Below are 19,767 nucleotides of genomic sequence, written 5' to 3' on the forward strand. Positions count from 1 at the left end.
GGAGTACCGACGTCACCAGACCCGTACCGAAGCCCCCCGCGCGAACACCGGACTCGTGGCGTCCGTCGGCGGTTCCCGCAGCGGTTCCGCGATCTCCGCCACCGTCGGTCCCACCTGGGCCGCGATCGGGTCGAGGAGGCCGAGGTCGAAGCCGTACACGCGGGCCGCGTTGCCGCCGAGCATCGCCGCGACCTCGTCGCGCGGGACGCCCGCGTAGGCGAAGCGCAGGCCCTCACGGGTGTAGGGGTAGGTGCCTTCGTCGTGCGGGTAGTCGCTGCCCCACATGATCTTGTCCAGGCCGATGCGGTCGCGCAGCGGCACCTCGTGCGGACGCATGAAGCTGGCACCGACGAAGCAGTTCGACCGCCACACCTCGGACGGCGACCCGCCCATGCCCTCGGCCAGCCCCGCCCCGAACTTCGCCTCCGCGGTCGTCGCCGTCGAGGCCGCGGCCAGCAGGCGGCCGTGGTAGTAGTCCAGCATGGCCAGGACCCCGGGGATCCAGCCGGAGCCCTGCTCGGTCAGGACGAGCCTCAGGTCCGGGTGGCGGCGGAAGGCGCCGCCGAACACCAGGTGCCACAGCGCCCGGTGCGAGAACCAGGTCGTCTCGACCATGAAGACCGCGCGGGCGGCCGGTTCGTCGCCGAGCGGCGGGGACGCCGAGCCCGCGTGGTGGTTGACGGGGACGCCGAGTTCCGCGCAGACGGCCCAGATCGGGTCGTACACGCGCGCGTGCAGTTCGGGCAGGCCCGAGTTCGGTGGGGTGCCGGGCAGCATCAGGCCGCCCTTCAGGCCCGCCGTCGCCGCCCGGCGGATCTCCTTTACGGCCTCGTCGACGTCGTTCAGGAGGATCTGGAAGACACCGGCCCGGCGGCCGGGCGCGGCGGCGCAGAAGTCGGCCAGCCAGCGGTTGTGGGCGCGCAGGCCCGCCCAGCGCAGCTCGGTCTCCGCACCCGTCGGCGCGGGGGCCATCAGGGAACCGGACGGGAAGAACGGCGGGATGGTGTTCGGGAAGATCACCTCCGCGACGATCCCGTCCTGCTCCAGCTCCGCGAGCCGCCGAGCGGAGTTCCAGTTCCGGTCGGCGGAGTCGGAGAGCAGGTCCTCGTACGGGTTGACGTACGTCGCCGCCCAGTCGTCGAAGTCGTCGTGGTACCGCTTCTCCAGGTACGGCCGGTAGTCGAGGAGGTCGGCGCCCGCGTGGCAGTCGGCGGAGATCACCGTGTAGCGCTCACCGTTCATGAACTCACGCCCAGAGCCGGGAAGTCGTGGTCCGTCAGCCAGTGGCGGCCCACCTCGCGCGAGCGCGCCCAGGAGGCCGCGACGGCCGTCTGGTCGGCCGGCTGGCCCAGGTCGGCGGGGGTGGGGCCGATACGGCGGGCCAGCGGCGTCAGGCGGGCCACGTCGAAGCCGAAGACCTCGGCCGCCGCCAGGCCAAGCATCCGGCGGGTCTCGGCCACCGGGATGTCGTGGAAGGTGCGGCGCAGCCACGCGCGCGTGTCGGGCCAGGTGCCCTCCGGGTGCGGGAAGTCGCTGCCCCAGAGGATGTTGTCGACGCCGACCTCGTAGCGCTGGGCGAGTTCACGGCGTTTGGTGTTGGTGGCGCAGATGAAGACCTGCCGGTCCAGGTACTCGTGCGGCGGGCGCTTCAGTTCCTCGAAGGGGGACAGCTTCTTGCCGCCGTGCGCGCCGAGGTAGAGGCGGTCCATGAACCAGAGCAGGTTCGGCAGCCACCAGCAGCCCGACTCCGCCACGCCGAACCTGAGCCCGGGGTGGCGTTCGAAGACCCCCGACCAGAGCAGGAACCACAGCGGCCGGGCCGGCCACCAGGTCACCTCGCTGACGTAGATGCCGAGATGGTCGCCGTACTCGTGGCGCGGGGCGGCGCCGGAGTGGGTGAGGACCGGCATCCCGCACTCGGCGGCGGCCGCCCACACCGGGTCGTAACGGCGGTCGTGGTACGGCTCCTTGTCGACCCACATGGCGGGGATCATCAGCGCGCCGAGGCCGGTCTCCTTCGCGCGGTGCACCTCGGCGACGACGCGGTCCACCGGGGCCGTGACCGGCAGCAGGGCGACCCCGCAGTGCCGTTCGGGGTGTTCGGAGACGAAGTCGGCCAGCCAGCGGTTGTGGGCCCGGGCGCCCGCCATGCCCAGCTCCGGGTCGTGGTCGCCGGAGAGGCCGAGGCCCACCCCGAAGGGCGCGGCCGTCCGGCTGTCGACCGCGTCGGCGTCCGGGAAGACCACCTCGGCGGCCACCCCGTCGCCGTCCAGCTCCTTCAGCCGCTGTGCGCTGTCCCAGCCGCCGCGCAGCCCCTCCTCGTTGTCCTGGAACCACTTGCTCGCGAACGCCTCGTTGCGGATGCCGAGCCGGGTCATCTCCTCCCGGCGGCGGTCCCGCCCGGCGAGGAACTCGTCGAAGTCCCGGTGGAACCGGGCGTCCAGATAGGGCCGGTACTCCTCGGTGGGCAGCCCGGCGTGGCAGTCGGAGGAGATGATCAGATACGGGTCGTCAAACGAGGTCACGACAGCCCCCTGTCGATCCAGGTGCTCAGTCCAGGATGAAGCTTTCGAGGTACGACGGGTTCGCCCGGTCCAGCATCGAGCGCGCCCGCGCCCGGATCTGGGCGTCGCTGTGCCCGCTCTCCGGCAGCAGCCAGAAGCGGTCCGCGCGGATGCCCGCCACGACGAACTCGGCGACCTCCTCGACGGGCATGAAGGCGACCTCCTTGCCCGCCGCGCGCATCGCCGCCTCCCACTGGTCGAGGCTGCGGTACGGCGTCCTGCGCGGCCGCTGTTTGGCGTAGCGCTCGGGCCGGTTGCGGTGCGACTCCCACAGGCCCGTGCGCAGCATGTGCGGCCCCGGGAAGAGCACCGAGGCGCCCACGCGCGCGTGCTCCGCCCTGAGATGGGCGTACAGGGACTCGGTGAGCGTGACCACGGCCGCCTTGGTGACCGCGTAGACGGAGGCCGTCGGCAGCGGCGCGATACCGCCGTCGCCGGAGGATGTATTGACCACGTGACCGGGTTGACCCGACTTGATCATCCTCGGCAGGAAAGCCTGTACACCGTGGAAGACACCCCACACATTGACCTCGAACGCCCACTTCCAGTCGTTGGGTTCGTGCTCCCACATGCGGCCCTCGGCGCCCGAACCGACCCCGGCGTTGTTGCACAGGACGTGCACCGCGCCGTAGGTGTCGTAGGCCGACTCGGCGAGTTCCAGGACCTGTTCGCGCACGCCGACGTCGACCACGCGCGTGTGCACGTCGGCGCCGGCCGCGCGGAGGTCCGCCGCGGCCTTCTCCAGGGCGGCCGGCTCCACGTCGGCGAGGACCACCTTCAGGCCCTCGGCGGCGAACCGCCGGGCCATCGCGAGCCCGATCCCGCTCGCCGCGCCGGTGACGACGGCGACCTGTCCGGCACAAAGTTCCATCAGGCCTCGCTCCCTTCCGGGGGCGCGTCGACGACCTGGCGGGCGTCGTCGTAGCGCTGGTGGACGTAGGGCAACAGGGCCTGCGGATCGACCCGTTCGGCGACCCGGCCGCGCTGGTCGCTGGTCTTCTCGCCGAGGGTGATGTCCAGCAGGCGCAGCACCGGGAGGTCGGCGACCGGGTCGTACGCCGACTCACGGAGGATCACCTCCCCCGTCACGCGCTCCAGCCGGCGGACCTTCTCCTCGCGGACGCAGTGCACCAGCAGCGGGTCACCGTCGAAGCCCGAACCGTCCACCGCCGGGAGGAACTTGAAGTAGAAGTCGGTCTTCGGCGCGGGTTCCGGCAGCGGCAGCGGGGTGCCGACCGTGCCGCACACCTCCACGAAGGCGACGCCGTGCCGGGCCAGCGCCGCACGGACGAGGCCGCCCTCGCGCTCGACGGTCACCTCGCCGAGCTTCTTGGGCTCCCCGAAGACCTCACGGCCGCCGGTGAGGGCACGCTCGTGGGTCATCGGCATCACCAGCGGATACCAGCCCTCGGCCGTGCCGTGCGCGGCGGCGACCGCGAACGAACCCGCGCCCAGCGGGTATCCGGGCAGCTGGACCTGGCTGATGTTGACGCGGACCAGGGGGCGGCCGGTGGGTTTGAGCGGGGGCGGCAGCACCGCCGCGACCGCGTCCGGGTCGCTCTCCCAGACGGCCACCACGCCGGTGGACCAGACGTCCGGGAGCCTCGTGGTGCGCGCGGCCGCGATCTCCGCCTCGGTCCGAGCGCCGTACCGTACGCGTGCCATCCGCCGTACCGCCCTTCCGTCGACCGTCCGAGCGCCGCGCCACCGCGGAGTCGTCGCCGCGTCAGCGCCGGGCGGGGTGCACGGTGGCACCGGGCGGCGAAAAGGTCCATAGCCACGCGAAGGGCAATCAGGACATGCGAACGGGCGGTGGCGGCGGGCGACCTGACGGACCGGACTGTCGGCCGGGGCCCGTATCCTCAATGACCATGCTCGAAGACCTGACGACCGCAGTCTCCGCCGGCACCCCGTGGCCTGCCGCGTATCCCGAGGGGTACGCGGTCGTCGACGTGGAGACCACCGGACTGGCCCGGGACGACCGGATCATCTCCGCGGCCGTCTACCGGCTGGACGAGCGCGGCGAGGTCGAGGACCACTGGTACACGCTGGTCAATCCCGAGCGCGACCCGGGCCCGGTGTGGATCCACGGTCTGACGAGCGAGGTCCTCGAAGGGGCGCCGCTCTTCACCGACGTCGCCGAGGAGTTCGCGGCCCGGCTCGACGGCCGGGTGCTGGTCGCGCACAACGCGGTCTTCGACTGGCAGATGATCGCGCGCGAGTACGCGCGCGCGAAGAGCGAGCCCCCGGTGAAGCAGCGGCTGTGCACGATCGCGCTCTCCAAGGAGCTGGGGCTGCCGCTGCCCAACCACAAGCTGGAGACCCTGGCCGCGCACTTCGGTGTCGTGCAGCGGCGGGCGCACCACGCGCTGGACGACGCGCGGGTGCTCGCGGAGGCGTTCCGGCCCAGTCTGCGGGCCGCGGCGGCGGGCAACGTACGGCTGCCGCTGCTGGAGTGCCGGCCGCTGACGGAGTGGTCGGAGACGCCCCGGATCGGGCAGCAGGCGAGCGGCGGCTACGGCGGCGGCTACCGTGCGAACAGCTGGCGTCCGGCCCGCAAGCGGCCGGCCTGCCCGTATCCGAACCCGGGGCGGTACGAGGACGGCAGCCCGCTCAGGCAGGGCATGCGGGTGGCGTTCTCCGGGGACACCTCGACCGAGCGGGAGCTCCTGGAGGACCGGGCCGTCGAGGCCGGCCTGCATGTGTCGACGAGCATCTCGCGGCTCACCAGCCTGCTCGTCACCAACGACCCGGACTCGGGCACGTCGAAGGTGCTCAAGGCACGCCAGTTCGGCACGCCGGTCGTCGACGAGGCGGCCTTCGGGCAGTTGCTGCGGGACGTGGCGCCGGCATCGACACCGGCAGCGGGGAAGTGACCGCTCGGCGGGGCCGTACGGACGGGTGATTGCCGGGCGACTCGCCCGGCGCCCGCTCGCCCGCGGGGGGCCGACCGCCCACCCTGTGCCACATGGCGAAATGCGAAGTATGCGGCAATGACTACGGAATGACCTTCGAGGTGCACGCACAGGGCGCGGTCCATGTCTTCGACTGCTTCTCCTGTGCGATCCATCGCATGGCCCCCCTCTGCGAGCACTGCAAGGTCTCGATCATCGGCCAGGGCGTCGAGGCCGAGAACCAGTGGTACTGCGGCGCCCACTGCGCCCGCGAGGCCGGGAAGGCGGGCATCGTCGACCGCGTGTGACCGCCGAGGCAGGGATGTCTCCGGCCCTCTGGGGGACCCTCCCTCAGAGGGCCGATACGCGAGGGGTACGGTCTTTGTTCGTGTACCGCTTCCTGTTGACCCGGCAGTGGGTGATCCTCACCCTGATCTCCCTGCTCCTCATCCCCACGATGATCCGGCTGGGGTTCTGGCAGAAGCACCGGTACGAGGAGCGCAGCGCCCGTAACGCACTGGTGGCCCAGGCGCTCGACGCCAAGCCGGTGCCCGTGGAGCGGGTGACCGAGCCGGGGCACGCGGTGACCCGCAAGGAGCGGTACCACACCGTCACCGCGACCGGCACCTTCGACACCGCCCACGAGGTCGTCGTCCGGCGTCGTACCAACGACGACGACGAGGTCGGCTACCACGTCCTGACCCCGTTCGTGCTGGCCGACGGCAAGGTGCTGCTGGTCAACCGGGGCTGGATCTCCTCGGACGGCCCGAGCCAGACCGCGTTCCCCAAGGTTCCGGCCCCGCCCGGCGGCCGGGTCACCATCCAGGGCCGGCTGATGCCCGACGAGACCACCGCGGCGAGCGGCATCAAGGATCTCAAGGGCCTGCCCGACCGGCAGATCATGCTGATCAACAGCGAGGAACAGGCGCGCCGGCTCGGCGAGCAGGTGCTGGGCGGCTACATCCAGCAGACCGCGCCCGAGCCCAAGGGCGACACCCCGGAGCAGATCTCCGACCCGGGTAAGGAAGACGCCCCGCTGAACTACGCGTACATGATCCAGTGGTGGCTGTTCGCCGCGGGCGTCCCCTACGGCTGGTTCGTGCTGGTCCGCCGTGAGGCCCGCGCCCGCGAGGAGGCGGCGAAGGAAGAGCCGGCGGCCCGAGCGGAGCCTGCGGCCGCCGTCTGAGCACGGTGTCACTCCCCCGGACCACCCCCTGATTGGCCTACCGGCCCGGCGGGAAACCGGAACCCGTGGACCGACGCATCGAGGACTACGCCCTCATCGGCGACGAACAGACCGCGGCCCTGGTCGGCCGGGACGGTTCCATCGACTGGCTGTGCGTGCCCCGGTTCGACTCGGCGGCCTGCTTCGCCAGGCTCCTGGGCGACGAGGACAACGGCCACTGGCGGATCGCCCCGCAGGACGCCACCACGTGCACCCGGCGCGCCTACCGGCCCGACACGCTGGTCCTGGACACCGAGTGGGAGACCCCCGAGGGCACGGTCCGCGTCACCGACCTGATGCCCCAGCGCGACCGCGCCCCCGACGTGGTTCGCATCGTCGAGGGCGTCAGCGGCCGCGCCACCGTGCACAGCACGCTCCGCCTCCGCTTCGACTACGGCTCGGTCGTCCCCTGGATGCGCCGCTCACGCGGTCACCGGGTCGCCGTCGCCGGTCCCGACTCGGTGTGGCTGCGCAGCGAACCGTCCGTACGGACCTGGGGCGAGGACTTCGGCACGCACTCGGAGTTCACCGTCGCGGAGGGCGAGCGGGTCGCGTTCGTGCTCACCTGGCACCCCTCGCACGAGCCGCGGCCGCCGCTGCTGGACCCGTACGAGGCGCTGCGCTCCAGCGTCACCGGCTGGCGGCGCTGGACCGCCCGCTGCACCTACGACGGCCCCCACCGGGACGCGGTGATGCGCTCCCTGATCACCCTCAAGGCGCTAACGTACACGCCGACCGGCGGTATCGTCGCCGCCGCCACCAGTTCGCTGCCCGAGGAGCTGGGCGGGGTGCGCAACTGGGACTACCGCTTCTGCTGGCTGCGTGACTCCACCCTCACCCTCGGCGCCCTGCTGTCGGCCGGCTACCACAAGGAGGCCGAGGCCTGGCGTGACTGGCTGGTGCGCGCGGTCGCCGGCGACCCGGCGGACCTGCAGATCATGTACGGCCTGGCCGGCGAGCGTCGGCTGCCCGAGTTCGAACTGCCCTGGCTGGCCGGCTTCGCCGGCTCGGCGCCGGTCCGCGTCGGCAACGGCGCCGCCGACCAGCTCCAGCTGGACGTGTACGGCGAGGTCATGGACTCGCTGTCGCTGTCCCGCAACGCCGGCCTGTCCACCAGGCCGCACATGTGGGCCATCCAGTGCTCGCTGATGAAGTTCCTGGAGAAGATCTGGCGCCAGCCGGACGAGGGCCTGTGGGAGGTGCGCGGCGGCCGCCGGCACTTCGTGCACTCCAAGGTGCTGGTGTGGGTGGCCGCGGACCGCGCGGTACGCACCCTGGAGGAGCACGCGGAGCTGGAGGGCGAACTGGAGCGCTGGCGCGCGCTCCGCGACGAGGTGCACCGGGAGGTGTGCGAGAAGGGGTTCGACCCGGAGCGCAACACCTTTACCCAGTACTACGGTTCGCGCGAACTCGACGCCGCCCTGCTGCTGATCCCGCGCTTCGGTTTCCTGCCGCCGGACGACCCGCGGGTGATCGGCACGGTGGACGCGATCCGCGACGACCTGGGCCGCAGCGGCTTCGTACGCCGCTACGACACCGACGCGATCGGCGTCGACGGCATGCCGGGCGGTGAAGGCGCCTTCCTGGCCTGCTCCTTCTGGATGGCCGACGCGCTGCACATGACGGGCCGTACCGACGAGGCGAAGGAACTGTTCGAACGGCTGGTGGGACTCGTCAACGACGTGGGACTGCTCTCCGAGGAGTACGAACCGGAGCTCGGACGCCAGCTGGGCAACTTCCCACAGGCGTTCAGCCACATCGGACTGGTGAACACCGCCCTCACACTGTTCGGCGGCGACGAGGCAGGATGAGGCTCATGGATCTTGGACTGAAGGACCGGGTGTACGTCGTCACCGGAGCGACCCGGGGGCTGGGCAACGCGACCGCGCGCGAACTGGTCGCCGACGGGGCGAAGGTCGTGGTGACCGGACGGGACGAGAAGGGGGTCGCCGAGGCGGTGGCCGAGCTGGGGCCGAACGCGGCGGGCATCGCCGTCGACAACGCGGAGGCGGACGCACCGGAGCGGGTGATCTCGGCGGCACGTGAGCGGTTCGGGCGTTTCGACGGCATTCTCGTGAGCGTGGGTGGGCCCCCGGCCGGGTTCATCGCCGACAACACGGACGAGCAGTGGCAGACCGCCTACGAGGCGGTGTTCCTGGGGGCCGTACGGCTCGCGCGCGCGGCCGCGGCCGAGTTGGCGGACGGCGGTGTCATCGGGTTCGTGCTGTCCGGGTCGGTGTACGAGCCGATTCCCGGGCTGACGATCTCGAACGCGCTGCGGCCGGGGCTCGCCGGGTTCGCCAAGTCACTCGCGGACGAGTTGGGGCCGCGCGGGATCCGGGTGGTGGGACTGCTGCCGTCGCGGATCGACACGGACCGGGCGCGGGCGCTGGACGCGCTGTCGGCCGACCCCGCGGCCACCCGGATGGAGAACGAGTCCCGGATTCCGCTGCGACGGTACGGGACACCGGAGGAGTTCGGGCGGGTGGGCGCGTTTCTGCTGTCGCCGGCGGCGTCCTATCTGACGGGTGTCATGGTGCCGGTCGACGGGGGTATGCGGCACGGGTTCTGACGGCCGGGACGCCATAGGGACTCCCTATGGCAGCTGCTGCTATTTCGTCTTTGCCACCGGTTCTTTTCCCTCCGTACCGTGAACAGCGAAACGGAACACGAGGGAAAGGAACGGTGGCATGGCCACAATCGAGAACGGATCGGGAACACGGGAACTCGCCGGAAAGCGGGCCCTCGTCACGGGTGGTACTCGCGGAATCGGCGCGGCCGTGGTGCGCCGGCTCCTGGACGCGGGCGCCGAGGTGCTCACCACCGCCCGGTCGGCGACGGGCACGGTGCCGGAGGGGGCCGCCTTCGTGGCGGCCGACGTGCGGACCCGGGCCGGCGCGGAGGCCCTGGCCACGGCCGCGCGGGAGGTGCTCGGCGGGGTGGACGTCCTGGTCCACAACGCGGGCGGGGGGCGGCCGTACGAGGGCACCTCGGCCATCCCCGACGAGGAGTGGCAGGAGGCGCTGGACCTGAACTTCCTGGCGTCGGTGCGGCTGGACTCGCTGCTGGTGCCGGGGATGCGGGAGCGGCGTTCGGGGGTGATCCTGCATGTCTCGTCGGCCGCGGTACTCACCCCGGTGGCGCCGTTCCTGCACTACACGGCGGCGAAGGCGGCGCTGGAGAACTACAGCCGGGGACTGGCCGCGGAGCAGGCCCCGTTCGGGATCCGGGTCAACACCGTGACTCCCGGCAGGGTCGACACTCCCGGCGGTGAGGAGGCACGGGAGCAGTGGGCACGCCTGGACCTGAAGCCGGGCGCGGTCAACGCCGCCGACACCGCGCCGCTGGGGCGGGACGGCCGGCCCGACGACATCGCCCACGCGGTGCTGTTCCTCGCTTCCGAACGGGCGAGCTGGCTGACCGGGAGCAATCTCATCGTGGACGGCGGAGAATTCCCCCGGGGCTGACGCCCACGGAATTCCGACGGATTTCCAGAGCGCCGTTTTCCACAGAATTAATTCGGTGACGCCCGCCTCCTTGTCGGGCCTCAGGAAACCGGCGTGGAAACCGCTGCGAAGAAATCGGAATCGGACCAGGTCTCCTTGCGCAGGAATTCGAGCAGGGCCGCCTCCGCCGGGCCCGCGCCGGGCCGGAGCACGGCGACGACGGGCTGGGTCACGGCCGGGAACACCGGGCGTACGAGGTGCTCGTGGCCCTGCGGCACCGCGGAGGCCGGGACGAGCGTCACCCCGAGCCCGTGGGCGGCCCAGCGCACGGCGGTCGCCGTCTGGGACACCCGGGCGGCCGTGGCCGGGGCCAGTCCGTTGGTCCGCAGTACGTCCAGCAGGACGGCGTCGAGCGCGCTGTCGCGGTCGAACCGCACCCACGGCTCCCCCGCCAGTTCACGCAGGTCGACGCGGTCCGCGGCGAGTTGCGGGTGCCCGGCGCCCAGCACCACGACGAACTCCTCGTCGCCCAGGTGGTGGGCGTCGGAGGAGGTTCGCTCGCACGCCGCCATCAGGGCGAGGTTCAGCACGCCCTGGCGGCACAGCCGCTCCAGCTCGGCGGAGCCCGGCTCCTCGAAGACGGTGATCTCCAGGCGCGGGTAGCGGTGGCGCAGCGCGCCCAGCGCACCCGGCAGCTGCCGGGTGCCGAAGCCCATCTGCACCGCGACCACCAGCTCGCCCACCAGCTCGTCGGCGCCGGCCCGCGCCGTCGCCCTGGCCCGCCGCGCCGCGGTCACCGCGGTCTCCGCCTCCCGCAGGAACGCACGGCCGACGACGGTGGGCACCAGTCCGGTCGGCGTACGGGCGAACAGTTCCACGCCGAGTTCCCGCTCCAGGGCGCGGATCTGCTGGGACATCGACGGCTGGGCGACGTGCAGCCGTTCCGCGGCCGCGGTCACCGAGCCCTCCTCGGCAACGGCCAGGGCGTACTCGAACTGACGAAGGCTCATCGGCGCCCGTCACCTTCCCGTCTTCCCGTCGTCATCATGGCAACGGGAAGCAACCCGGTTCCGCGTGCGGAGATTCCCAGGGCCGGGGAAGGGGCCGGAGCCGGTCCGTCGGGCGGTGTGTCAGGTGACCCGCTCCGCGCGGTGTTTCACCGATGTCAGCCGGACCTCCGCCGGGAGTCTCTTCAGGGCCGCCGAGTCCCGGGCGTGGGCCAGTGCCTGCGTGGTGAGGTCGTCCAGGGCCTCGCGCGGTGGCACGTCCGGGTCCAGCTGGAGCCACACCCGTACCTCCGGTGCCGTCCGCCTGCCCCTCAGGACCGCCTGGGCGTGGGCGACGCCCTGCTGGTGGGCCGCGTCGGTCGCCAGGACCGTCTCCAGGGCACTGCCGCGCAGCAGCGCGCCCTCGCCGTCCCCGGTGTCCACCAGGACCTCGGTCAGACGGCGTCGGCGCAGTTGTGCGGTCAGCCACCACAGGGACAGCAGGAGCAGGACCGCCAGGGCGGCCAGGACCGTCGGCCACCACCAGGCCGCCGCACGCCAGTGGGTGCGTTCGGCGGTGGTGAGGAGGACGTCGTGCCGGCCGTCGTGGATCCACCAGGTGGGGGCCGGGGCGCCGAGGCCGACGGCCAGGACCGCACCGCCGAGGGCGAGGAGCGCCAGGCCCGCCAGACCGGTCAGTACGCGGTTGATCGCCGTGAGCATCGCTCATCCCTTCCGGCCGGGGCGGACGACGTGCAGGGTCAGCCTGGGCGGGTGGGCCAGCCCCAGGCCGTGGATCGCGTCGGCGAGTGCCGCGTCCAGGTCGGCCCGCACCTCGTCGAGTTCGCGGAAGTGGGAGACGGCGAGGACATGGACACGGGAGCGGTGCAGTCGTACCCGCACCCGGCGTACGCCCGAGATCTCCATGGCCCGGTCGCGCAGCGCCATCGCGGCCGCGTCGCGGCGCAGCCCGGCGCGCACGTCGGGGTGGCCGCGGCGCATCGGCAGGACGTCCCGCAGGCCGGGCGTGACGGCCAGGGTCAGCAGCCACACACCGAGGGCGGCGGCGATGCCCGCGCCGAGCAGGACCCAGGTGTCGTCGAGGGGCTGCCGGGCGAGTTGCCGGGCCAGCTCACGGCGCCAGTGCATCGCGGGGTGGTGGGCCCGTACGGCCGCGACGTCGTACAGGAAGGCGGCCGCCGTCACCAGGAGCAGGACGGCGACCAGGGCCGCGGGTGTGCGGCGTGGCGACCAGAAGCGGGCCTCGTGGCCGGCCGGTGGCGGCGCGGCCTCGGGTGGCCTCTCGATGACCTGCGTCTGCTCGGTGCTCATCACGTCCTCCCCTGCGTCTGGGCCGGGTGCAGCCGTTCGACGTACACGGCGACCTCCCGCACCTCCATGTCCACCAACGCGCCTACCCGCTCGACCACATGCCGACGCACGGCCGCGCAGCGGGCTCCGATGTCGGACGGATAGTCGAGTTCGAGGTGGACCCGGACGCGGGCGGTGCCGTGGTGGACCGCCACCGTGGCGTGCGGGGCCACGGCGTCCTTCGGGAGGGGGCCGAGGACCTCGCGGGCCGCCTGCGCCGCGATCTTCGCCACCACCCGGTCGGCGATCCGGACGGCACCGCGCTCGCCGGGCGCCACAGCCGTCGGACGCCCGCACGTCCCACTGCTCGCGGTGGTCATCGCCGCCGGTCACGCCGGTCGTCGCGGCCGCGGAAGAAGTCGCCGAGTTCGAGGTCTCCCTCCGCGAACCTGCCGACGACGAACCCGACGGCGCCCAGCGCCGCCACCAGCAGGAAGGCACCGAACCCGCCGAAGTATCCGGCGAAGCCCAGCGCCATGCCGGCGATCATGCCGACCACGGCCAAGTTCATGGTGCGTTCCCCTCAGCCGTCACTGAAGCCGGGACTCCGGCTCCTCTTCCTCTTCTTCGGGCAGCTTCACATCGCTCACCGCGATGTTGACCTCGACCACTTCGAGCCCGGTCATGCGCTCCACGGCGGCGATCACGTTCTCCCGGACCGCGCGGGCCACGTCCGCGATCGAGACGCCGTAGTCCACGACGATCTCCAGGTCGAGCGCGGTCTGCACCTCGCCGACCTCGGCCTTCACACCCCGGGTGACCGACTTGGAGCCGCCCGGCACCCGGTCGCGCACCACACCGAAGGTGCGGGCGAGTCCGCTGCCCATCGCGTGCACGCCGACCACGTCCCGGGCCGCCAGTCCGGCGATCTTCTCCACCACACCGTCGGCGATCGTGGTCCGGCCCCGGGCCGACGGGTCACCGCCGCCGCGTCTGACGGTCTTCCGGGTCACTACCGTCGGGTCCTTCGGGTCCTTCTCCGGCTCCGCAGCCATCTCCGTCATCGCCGTGCGTCCCTTCCGGTCGTCGTCCTGCGACCAAGGTAAGTGCGGATGCCCTGTCATGCCCCGGAGATGCGGCAGGCTGGAGCAATGACGGCGGACCGATGGACAGACGCGGTACGGCACCCCTTGGGCTTCGGCAGACTGCTCCCGTTGGGCGGACCGCACGACGGGGCGTGGCTCACGGAGGCGGCGGCCGACGCGGTGCTGCGCCGGGCGGCGGCCGAGGTGCCGGGGGTGCGGCTGGGGGCGGTGCGGATCGCGCCATCGGATCCGGAGGACGTGACGGAACCCGTCGTGCCGCCGCCGCCCGGTGCCGTGCCGCCGGGGCCGCTGCGCCTGTCGGCGGACTTCGCGGCGACCGCCGCCGAGCCGCTGCCGGCCACGGCGGCCCGACTGCGCCGGGCCCTGGCGGCCGCGGCGACGGCACGGCTCGGGCTGGCGGTGGCGGAGGTGGACCTGCGGGTGACCGACCTGCTGACGGCGGACCGGGCGGAGCCGGAGGCCGTACGTCCGCCTCGGCCGCCGTCGGCCCGGGAGGGGTCCGATCCGGACGGGGCACGGGTGACGGCGGTGGCGCTGGCGGTGCCGGGGGTGGTGCGGGTGACAGGGGCGCTGAGCCGGGAGGTGCACTTCGAGTCCGCGCTGCCGCGCCGGCATGTGCGGGTGGAGGTGGCGCTGGCCGACGGGCCCAGGGCCGCGGACGTGGCGAGGCGGGTCCGTACAGCGGTCGGCGTGGCGCTGGAGGATCACCCCACGGTGGCTGTGCTGGTGACGGACGTCGGCTGAAGCGCCCCGAAAGGGGCGCGGGGCTGTATCGCCATGCGGCTGTCGCCGCGTGGGCGCGACCGGCCCCCACTCGCCCGCGCTGAACTACTCGCCCACGCCCGCCAGGTCCCGCAGTCGCCGGGCCTGAGCCTGCCGCTCGGCAGCCCGCTGCTCCTCGTAGGTACGGCCGCCGGCGCCCCGCAGCAACGCCTTGGTCTCCACCACCGCGTCCCGGGGCGCGGCCAGCAGCGCCGCGGCCAGGTCCCGCACGGCGGCGTCGAGTTCGGCACCGGGCACCGCGAGGTTGGCGAGCCCCGACGTCACCGCCTCATCGGCCTGTACGAACCGTCCGGTCGCGCAGATCTCCAGCGCGCGGGCGTAGCCGACGAGGGAGATCAGCGGATGCGTGCCCGTGAGGTCGGGCACCAGGCCCAGGCTGGTCTCGCGCATGGCGAACTGCACGTCGTCCGCGACGACGCGCAGGTCGCAGGCGAGGGCCAGCTGGAAGCCGGCCCCGATGGCGTGGCCCTGCACGGCGGCGATCGACACGATGTCGCTCTGCCGCCACCAGGTGAACGCCTCCTGGTATTCGGCGATGGCCGCGTCGAGCCCGGCGTCGTCACGGCGCGCGAGTTCGATGAAGGTCGGCTCGCCCGGGATCCCCTCCGGCGAGAACATCTGCCGGTCGAGGCCCGCGGAGAAGGACTGGCCCTCACCGCGCAGCACGACAACCCGGACCGACCCCGGCAGCGACCGCCCGGCCTCCGCCAACGCCCGCCAGAGCGCGGGGCTCTGAGCGTTGCGCTTGGCCGGGTTGGTCAGCGTCACCGTGGCGAGCGCGTCGTCCACGGTGAGCCGTACGCCGTCCTTGTCGAGAACAGGAACGATTTCCTGGTCGGGCGAAGCCATGGGGCGCCTCCGATGTGTGCGGTCATCACGCATTGCCGTACGGCATGCTAAGTGACTGCACAGTAACCACCCGGCCGATCAGTCGGCCGACCGGGTGGCCACCATCGAAGCCGGTGGACCGCCCGGGGTCAGGACGCGGCTTTCTTGCCCCGCGTCGCCCCGCCACGCCCACGTAGCGTGACACCCGACTCACTGAGCATCCGGTGGACGAAGCCATACGAGCGGCCGGTTTCCTCGGCCAGTGCCCGAATGCTCGCACCGGAGTCGTACTTCTTCTTCAGGTCTGCCGCGAGCTTGTCGCGCGCGGCGCCGGTTACCCGGCTGCCCTTCTTCAGAGTCTCGGCCACCCGTGCCTCCTCATGGGAAGTGCGCTCTGGTCCCCTCATGATCACCCCTCCGGGGCGCGATGGCCACCCATTCGGCAAGGTCCGTGAGACATCGTTGTGACGACAGGAGCGCATCCCCACAAGCGGAATCTGTGATTCCTACGAGTGCTGTCCATGAGGCCGAACGGGTTCTTCCGCGAAGTGCCAGGTCAGACATGGAAAGCGGCCGACCCCTTGTCGACAAAGGGATCGGCCGCGAAATCGGTGCAGGACACACCTCGATACGAGGAGATCTCACACAGATGATGGATCACCGGTAAGCCGAATGATCCATAGCCAGTGGATCAGGCATTCGATCAAGCGAGGACGACGAGACCGGCACGTGAGGACAGGGGGGCCGGTTCTCCCGGTTCTCAGGCGAGCGCGACCAGATCCGCGTAGTCGGCTCCCCACAGGTCCTCGACGCCGTCGGGCAGCAGGATGATCCGCTCGGGCTGGAGCGCCTCGACGGCGCCCTCGTCGTGAGTGACGAGGACGACCGCGCCCTTGTAGGTGCGCAGGGCGCCGAGGATCTCCTCGCGGCTCGCGGGGTCGAGGTTGTTGGTCGGCTCGTCCAGGAGCAGGACGTTCGCCGAGGAGACGACCAGGGTGGCGAGGGCCAGACGGGTCTTCTCGCCGCCGGAGAGGACACCGGCCGGCTTGTCGACGTCGTCGCCGGAGAACAGGAACGAGCCGAGCGTCTTGCGGACCTCGACGAGGTCCAGGTCGGGGGCCGCCGAGCGCATGTTCTCCAGGACCGTGCGCTCCGGGTCCAGGGTCTCGTGCTCCTGGGCGTAGTAGCCGAGCTTGAGACCGTGCCCCTCGACGACCTCGCCGGTGTCGGGCTGCTCGACGCCGCCGAGCAGCCGCAGCAGGGTGGTCTTGCCGGCGCCGTTGAGACCCAGGATGACGACCCGGGAACCCTTGTCGATGGCCAGGTCGACGTCGGTGAAGATCTCCAGCGAGCCGTACGACTTCGACAGGCCCTCTGCGGTCAGCGGGGTCTTGCCGCAGGGCGAGGGTTCCGGGAAGCGCAGCTTGGCGACCTTGTCGGAGACGCGGACGGCGTCCAGGCCGGACAGCAGCTTGTCGGCGCGGCGGGCCATGTTCTGCGCGGCGACCGTCTTGGTGGCCTTGGCGCGCATCTTGTCGGCCTGCGAGTGCAGTGCGGCGGCCTTCTTCTCGGCGTTGGCACGCTCCCGCTTGCGGCGCTTCTCGTCGGCCTCGCGCTGCTGCTGGTAGAGCTTCCAGCCCATGTTGTAGACGTCGATCTGGGAGCGGTTCGCGTCCAGGTAGAAGACCTTGTTGACGACCGTCTCGACCAGGTCGACGTCGTGGGAGATCACGATGAAGCCGCCGCGGTAGGTCTTCAGGTAGTCGCGCAGCCAGACGATCGAGTCGGCGTCCAGGTGGTTGGTCGGCTCGTCGAGCAGGAGCGTGTCCGCGTCCGAGAACAGGATCCGGGCCAGCTCGATACGGCGGCGCTGACCGCCGGAGAGCGTGTGCAGGGGCTGGCCGAGCACCCGGTCGGGCAGGTTGAGCGCGGCGGCGATGGTGGCGGCCTCGGCCTCGGCGGAGTACCCGCCCTTGGTGAGGAACTCGGTCTCCTGGCGCTCGTACTGCCGCAGCGCCTTCTCGCGGGTGGCGCCCTGGCCGTTGGCGATGCGCTGCTCGTTCTCGCGCATCTTGCGGATCAGTACGTCGAGGCCGCGCGCGGAGAGGACGCGGTCACGGGCGAGGACGTCGAGGTCGCCGGTCCGGGGGTCCTGCGGGAGGTAGCCGACCTCACCGGAGCGGGTGACGGTGCCCGCGGCGGGGACGCCGTCGCCGGCCAGGACCTTGGTGAGGGTGGTCTTGCCGGCGCCGTTGCGGCCGACCAGACCGATGCGGTCGCCCTTGGCGACGCGAAAGGTGGCGTTCTCGATGAGGATGCGCGCACCGGCGCGCAGCTCGATACCGGAGGCGGAGATCACGGACAGACTCCAGGGCGTACGGGATTTGACGGGTGGGCGGCTGAGGACGTTCCCGCCGTCTATTGCGCGAGGAGAATGGCCATGGGCCAAGTCTAACGGGGCGGCGCAAGCGCTTTTTCGGTGCGCGGGCGTTCGGGGCGGTTGCCGGGGAGGCCGTTGCCGAGGGGCGCGCGGTGCGGGGCGATCCGGCCGAGGTCGTCCACGGCGATGAGCTGCGCGGTCCAGGCGCCGTCCGTGCAGGGCTGGGCGACGAGCAGGGCGGGGCCGTGACGTACGGCACGTTCGGGGCGGAAGGCGCAGCCCGAGCGGGCGGGCAGCACCCAGCGCAGGTCGCCGTCGGCGGTGCGGTACGCGGCGATGCGGGCCGGGGTGACGACCGCGAGGATGCCGCGGCCGAGGGGGCGCAGGACGCCGGTGCCGCCCTGTCGCCGGAGCCAGCCGGTGGCCGCGGGCAGGGCGCGGTGCCAGCGCACGGAGCGGCCGTCGGTGTCGGTGACGAGCCCGTCGTCCCAGACGGCGATCGCATGCCCGCGCGCGGGCAGCACGCTCAGCGGACGCCGCCCCACGCGCGCGTACCGCCACCGCAGGGTCGGCCCGTCATACGCCTCGACCACCGCCCCACGCGCACGTGCGCTGTGCGCCGCCGGACCGGGGGTGAGGTGGTCGCCGTAGGGGGCTGGGCGGATCTGCTGAACCACGCAGAGAAGGGCGCCGGCCAGGAGCAGGCCGAGGGTGAGGGGGCGGAGGTGCCGAGCGAGAGCGACGGGGAGGGGGCGGCGGACGGGGGGTTCTGGTGAGGCGAGGGCTGGGGGGAGGGATGCCGGGTGAAGGTCGGCGGGAGCCGACGACGGGGCGAACATGCGGGGACCGTCGGGGGCGGGGGCCAGGGGCCGGAGGCTGTCGGGAGGGGAGGGCTGGGCTCTGATGGTGCCGACTGCAGGGGTCTGGCTTCGGGCGCCGTAGGCGGGGGGCGGAGGGGCGTCCGTGGTGGGCGGTGGAGTCGTCCCGTGTGGCAGAACGGGCACCGCTACCCCCTTCGGCGCCCGGGCGGGCGTCCTTGTCCCACTTGTCCCATGGATCAGGCGCAGAGCGTAGTCACGGCCGCGAGGCGCGGGTGGGCGTGACGCGGGGGTGGGGCGGGACGTCGCCCGATCGGGCGTTCGTCGGGCCATCGGCGCGAAGTGACGGCCGGGATGGCGCAAGGTGGATGCAGGGGACGGTGCGAGCAGAGGCGGTGCCCCATGCAGTTCGACGACGATGCGAACCTGGACACCTCCGAAGTCCAGGACGTGCGCGGCAGCCGCGTCCCGGGCGGGAAGGCGACCATCGGCGGCGGCCTGGCCGGCCTGATCGCACTGCTCCTCGCCCTGTTTTTCGGCATCGGCCCCGACCAGCTGGGCCTCTCCTCCGGCGACAGCTCGCCCGCGCCCACCTCCTCCTCGCTGGCGCAGGTGCAGCAGAGCTGCCGTACCGGACAGGACGCGAACACCAAGGACGACTGCCGGATGGTGGCGGTGGTCAACAGCGTGCAGGACTTCTGGAAGCAGGAGTTCCAGCAGCGCCGGGGCACCTACACGAACGCCCCGACCGTCTTCTTCACCGGGCGGGTCGGCACCGCGTGCGGGACGGCGACCTCGGCGGTCGGGCCGTTCTACTGCCCGGGCGACCGGAAGGTCTATCTGGACCTCGGCTTCTTCGACGAGCTGCGGTCCCAGTTCGGCGCGACCGGCGGCCCGTCGCCCAGGCGTACGTCGCGGCGCACGAGTACGGGCACCATGTGCAGGACCTGACGGGCACGTTGAGCAGGTCGCAGGACAACCTGACCGGTGTGAACAGCAACGCGGTACGGGTGGAGCTCCAGGCCGACTGCTATGCCGGGGTGTGGGCGCGGCACGCGACGACCACGAAGGACGAGTCGACCGGCCGGCCCCTCATCACCAGCCTGACGGACGCCGACATCCGGGACGGTCTCGACGCGGCGGCGGCCGTGGGCGACGACCGGATCCAGGAGCGGTACCAGGGGCGGGTGACGCCGGAGACCTGGACGCACGGGTCGGCGCGGCAGCGCCAGCAGTGGTTCTACCAGGGGTACCGGACCGGGGACATGGCGCAGTGCAACACCTTCCGATGAGCCGATGAGATGACCCGATGAGCCGATGAGCCGCCGGGTCGCGGCCTGCACCGGCGGCGCGGGCCGGGGGCGTTGTCAGTGCCGGGTGCCAGACTGTGCAACAGGCCGGACGACGGCTTTCGGGGGACCGTACA

At 72.2% G+C, this 19,767-nt stretch carries 21 protein-coding genes and 1 pseudogene; 8 read left to right on the top strand and 14 right to left on the bottom strand.

Translation table 11 applies throughout. From position 1 onward, the window contains the following. Positions 1 to 12 precede the first annotated feature (12 nt). From ACGFZQ_RS45955 to ACGFZQ_RS45970, 4 genes are read right to left on the bottom strand one after another with little or no spacing between them, the layout of a single operon-like run. Positions 13 to 1,242: an amidohydrolase family protein gene (locus tag ACGFZQ_RS45955; RefSeq protein ID WP_393845503.1), complete on the bottom strand. Its 1,230-nt coding sequence runs from the start codon at positions 1,240 to 1,242 to the stop codon at positions 13 to 15. Beyond that, the gene (locus ACGFZQ_RS45960) at positions 1,239 to 2,525 is read right to left on the bottom strand and encodes an amidohydrolase family protein (RefSeq protein WP_393845504.1); all 1,287 of its coding nucleotides are present in this window, start codon (positions 2,523 to 2,525) and stop codon (positions 1,239 to 1,241) included. Before ACGFZQ_RS45960 ends, ACGFZQ_RS45955 begins: the two co-directional genes overlap by 4 nt. 25 nt (positions 2,526 to 2,550) lie before the next feature. Continuing rightward, a complete protein-coding gene (locus tag ACGFZQ_RS45965; RefSeq protein WP_393845505.1) occupies positions 2,551 to 3,435 on the bottom strand; it encodes an SDR family NAD(P)-dependent oxidoreductase in 885 nt (294 codons plus the stop codon). Next, the gene (locus ACGFZQ_RS45970; RefSeq protein ID WP_393845506.1) at positions 3,435 to 4,229 is read right to left on the bottom strand and encodes an acetoacetate decarboxylase family protein; all 795 of its coding nucleotides are present in this window, start codon (positions 4,227 to 4,229) and stop codon (positions 3,435 to 3,437) included. The genes ACGFZQ_RS45965 and ACGFZQ_RS45970 overlap by 1 nt, the downstream gene beginning before the upstream one ends. A gap of 206 nt (positions 4,230 to 4,435) precedes the next feature. Here ACGFZQ_RS45970 and ACGFZQ_RS45975 point away from each other — a divergent pair, with 206 nt between their 5' ends. From ACGFZQ_RS45975 to ACGFZQ_RS46000, 6 genes are all read left to right on the top strand, one after another. After that, positions 4,436 to 5,440, top strand: a complete 1,005-nt coding sequence (locus ACGFZQ_RS45975; RefSeq protein ID WP_393845507.1) for a DEDDh family exonuclease — start codon at positions 4,436 to 4,438, stop codon at positions 5,438 to 5,440. Between the two features lie 92 nt (positions 5,441 to 5,532). Further along, positions 5,533 to 5,766: a hypothetical protein gene (locus tag ACGFZQ_RS45980; protein WP_361284438.1), complete on the top strand. Its 234-nt coding sequence runs from the start codon at positions 5,533 to 5,535 to the stop codon at positions 5,764 to 5,766. 80 nt (positions 5,767 to 5,846) lie between these two features. Continuing rightward, a complete protein-coding gene (locus ACGFZQ_RS45985; RefSeq protein ID WP_393845508.1) occupies positions 5,847 to 6,644 on the top strand; it encodes an SURF1 family protein in 798 nt (265 codons plus the stop codon). Positions 6,645 to 6,709: 65 nt separating this feature from the next. Then, positions 6,710 to 8,494 carry a glycoside hydrolase family 15 protein gene (locus ACGFZQ_RS45990; protein WP_393845509.1) on the top strand — a complete coding sequence of 595 codons (1,785 nt, stop codon included), beginning with the start codon at positions 6,710 to 6,712 and terminating at the stop codon, positions 8,492 to 8,494. Positions 8,495 to 8,499: 5 nt separating this feature from the next. Further along, positions 8,500 to 9,255 carry an SDR family oxidoreductase gene (locus tag ACGFZQ_RS45995; RefSeq protein WP_351733195.1) on the top strand — a complete coding sequence of 252 codons (756 nt, stop codon included), beginning with the start codon at positions 8,500 to 8,502 and terminating at the stop codon, positions 9,253 to 9,255. Between the two features lie 118 nt (positions 9,256 to 9,373). Next, entirely contained in the window at positions 9,374 to 10,150 is a 777-nt protein-coding gene (locus tag ACGFZQ_RS46000) for an oxidoreductase (RefSeq protein WP_393845510.1), read from the top strand. Between the two features lie 80 nt (positions 10,151 to 10,230). Here ACGFZQ_RS46000 and ACGFZQ_RS46005 read toward each other — a convergent pair whose 3' ends face one another. The 6 genes from ACGFZQ_RS46005 to ACGFZQ_RS46030 all read right to left on the bottom strand — a co-directional run bounded on the left by ACGFZQ_RS46005 (position 10,231) and on the right by ACGFZQ_RS46030 (position 13,481). Continuing rightward, positions 10,231 to 11,139, bottom strand: a complete 909-nt coding sequence (locus ACGFZQ_RS46005; protein WP_393845511.1) for a LysR family transcriptional regulator — start codon at positions 11,137 to 11,139, stop codon at positions 10,231 to 10,233. Positions 11,140 to 11,259: 120 nt separating this feature from the next. Next, positions 11,260 to 11,838 (bottom strand): alkaline shock response membrane anchor protein AmaP, encoded by a 579-nt coding sequence (gene amaP, locus ACGFZQ_RS46010; protein ID WP_393845512.1) that lies wholly within the window; start codon positions 11,836 to 11,838, stop codon positions 11,260 to 11,262. Between the two features lie 3 nt (positions 11,839 to 11,841). Continuing rightward, on the bottom strand, positions 11,842 to 12,447 hold the full coding sequence (locus tag ACGFZQ_RS46015) for a DUF6286 domain-containing protein (protein WP_393845513.1): 606 nt from the start codon (positions 12,445 to 12,447) through the stop codon (positions 11,842 to 11,844). Continuing rightward, positions 12,447 to 12,806, bottom strand: a complete 360-nt coding sequence (locus tag ACGFZQ_RS46020) for an Asp23/Gls24 family envelope stress response protein (protein WP_393845514.1) — start codon at positions 12,804 to 12,806, stop codon at positions 12,447 to 12,449. Before ACGFZQ_RS46020 ends, ACGFZQ_RS46015 begins: the two co-directional genes overlap by 1 nt. After that, positions 12,803 to 12,997, bottom strand: a complete 195-nt coding sequence (locus ACGFZQ_RS46025) for a hypothetical protein (protein ID WP_351733179.1) — start codon at positions 12,995 to 12,997, stop codon at positions 12,803 to 12,805. Before ACGFZQ_RS46025 ends, ACGFZQ_RS46020 begins: the two co-directional genes overlap by 4 nt. 19 nt (positions 12,998 to 13,016) lie before the next feature. Beyond that, positions 13,017 to 13,481 carry an Asp23/Gls24 family envelope stress response protein gene (locus ACGFZQ_RS46030; RefSeq protein ID WP_393845580.1) on the bottom strand — a complete coding sequence of 155 codons (465 nt, stop codon included), beginning with the start codon at positions 13,479 to 13,481 and terminating at the stop codon, positions 13,017 to 13,019. A 96-nt stretch (positions 13,482 to 13,577) separates the two neighbouring features. Here ACGFZQ_RS46030 and ACGFZQ_RS46035 point away from each other — a divergent pair, with 96 nt between their 5' ends. Further along, complete coding sequence (locus ACGFZQ_RS46035) at positions 13,578 to 14,276, top strand: nucleopolyhedrovirus P10 family protein (RefSeq protein WP_393845515.1); 699 nt, start codon at positions 13,578 to 13,580, stop codon at positions 14,274 to 14,276. 84 nt (positions 14,277 to 14,360) lie between these two features. On the opposite strand, the gene ACGFZQ_RS46040 is transcribed toward ACGFZQ_RS46035, so the two are convergent. The 4 genes from ACGFZQ_RS46040 to ACGFZQ_RS46055 all read right to left on the bottom strand — a co-directional run bounded on the left by ACGFZQ_RS46040 (position 14,361) and on the right by ACGFZQ_RS46055 (position 18,200). Then, a complete protein-coding gene (locus ACGFZQ_RS46040) occupies positions 14,361 to 15,164 on the bottom strand; it encodes an enoyl-CoA hydratase/isomerase family protein (RefSeq protein ID WP_393845516.1) in 804 nt (267 codons plus the stop codon). 128 nt (positions 15,165 to 15,292) lie between these two features. Next, positions 15,293 to 15,511, bottom strand: a complete 219-nt coding sequence (locus ACGFZQ_RS46045) for a helix-turn-helix domain-containing protein (protein ID WP_046727957.1) — start codon at positions 15,509 to 15,511, stop codon at positions 15,293 to 15,295. Between the two features lie 392 nt (positions 15,512 to 15,903). Further along, entirely contained in the window at positions 15,904 to 17,502 is a 1,599-nt protein-coding gene (locus ACGFZQ_RS46050) for an ABC-F family ATP-binding cassette domain-containing protein (protein ID WP_393845517.1), read from the bottom strand. Between the two features lie 92 nt (positions 17,503 to 17,594). After that, positions 17,595 to 18,200, bottom strand: a complete 606-nt coding sequence (locus ACGFZQ_RS46055) for a hypothetical protein (protein WP_393845518.1) — start codon at positions 18,198 to 18,200, stop codon at positions 17,595 to 17,597. Between the two features lie 543 nt (positions 18,201 to 18,743). Between ACGFZQ_RS46055 and ACGFZQ_RS46060 the strand changes: the two are divergent. Beyond that, positions 18,744 to 19,633: pseudogene (locus tag ACGFZQ_RS46060) on the top strand (neutral zinc metallopeptidase). Positions 19,634 to 19,767 lie beyond the last annotated feature (134 nt).

It is taken from the genome of Streptomyces sp. NPDC048254 (genome assembly GCF_043201895.1).
Classification (GTDB): domain Bacteria; phylum Actinomycetota; class Actinomycetes; order Streptomycetales; family Streptomycetaceae; genus Streptomyces.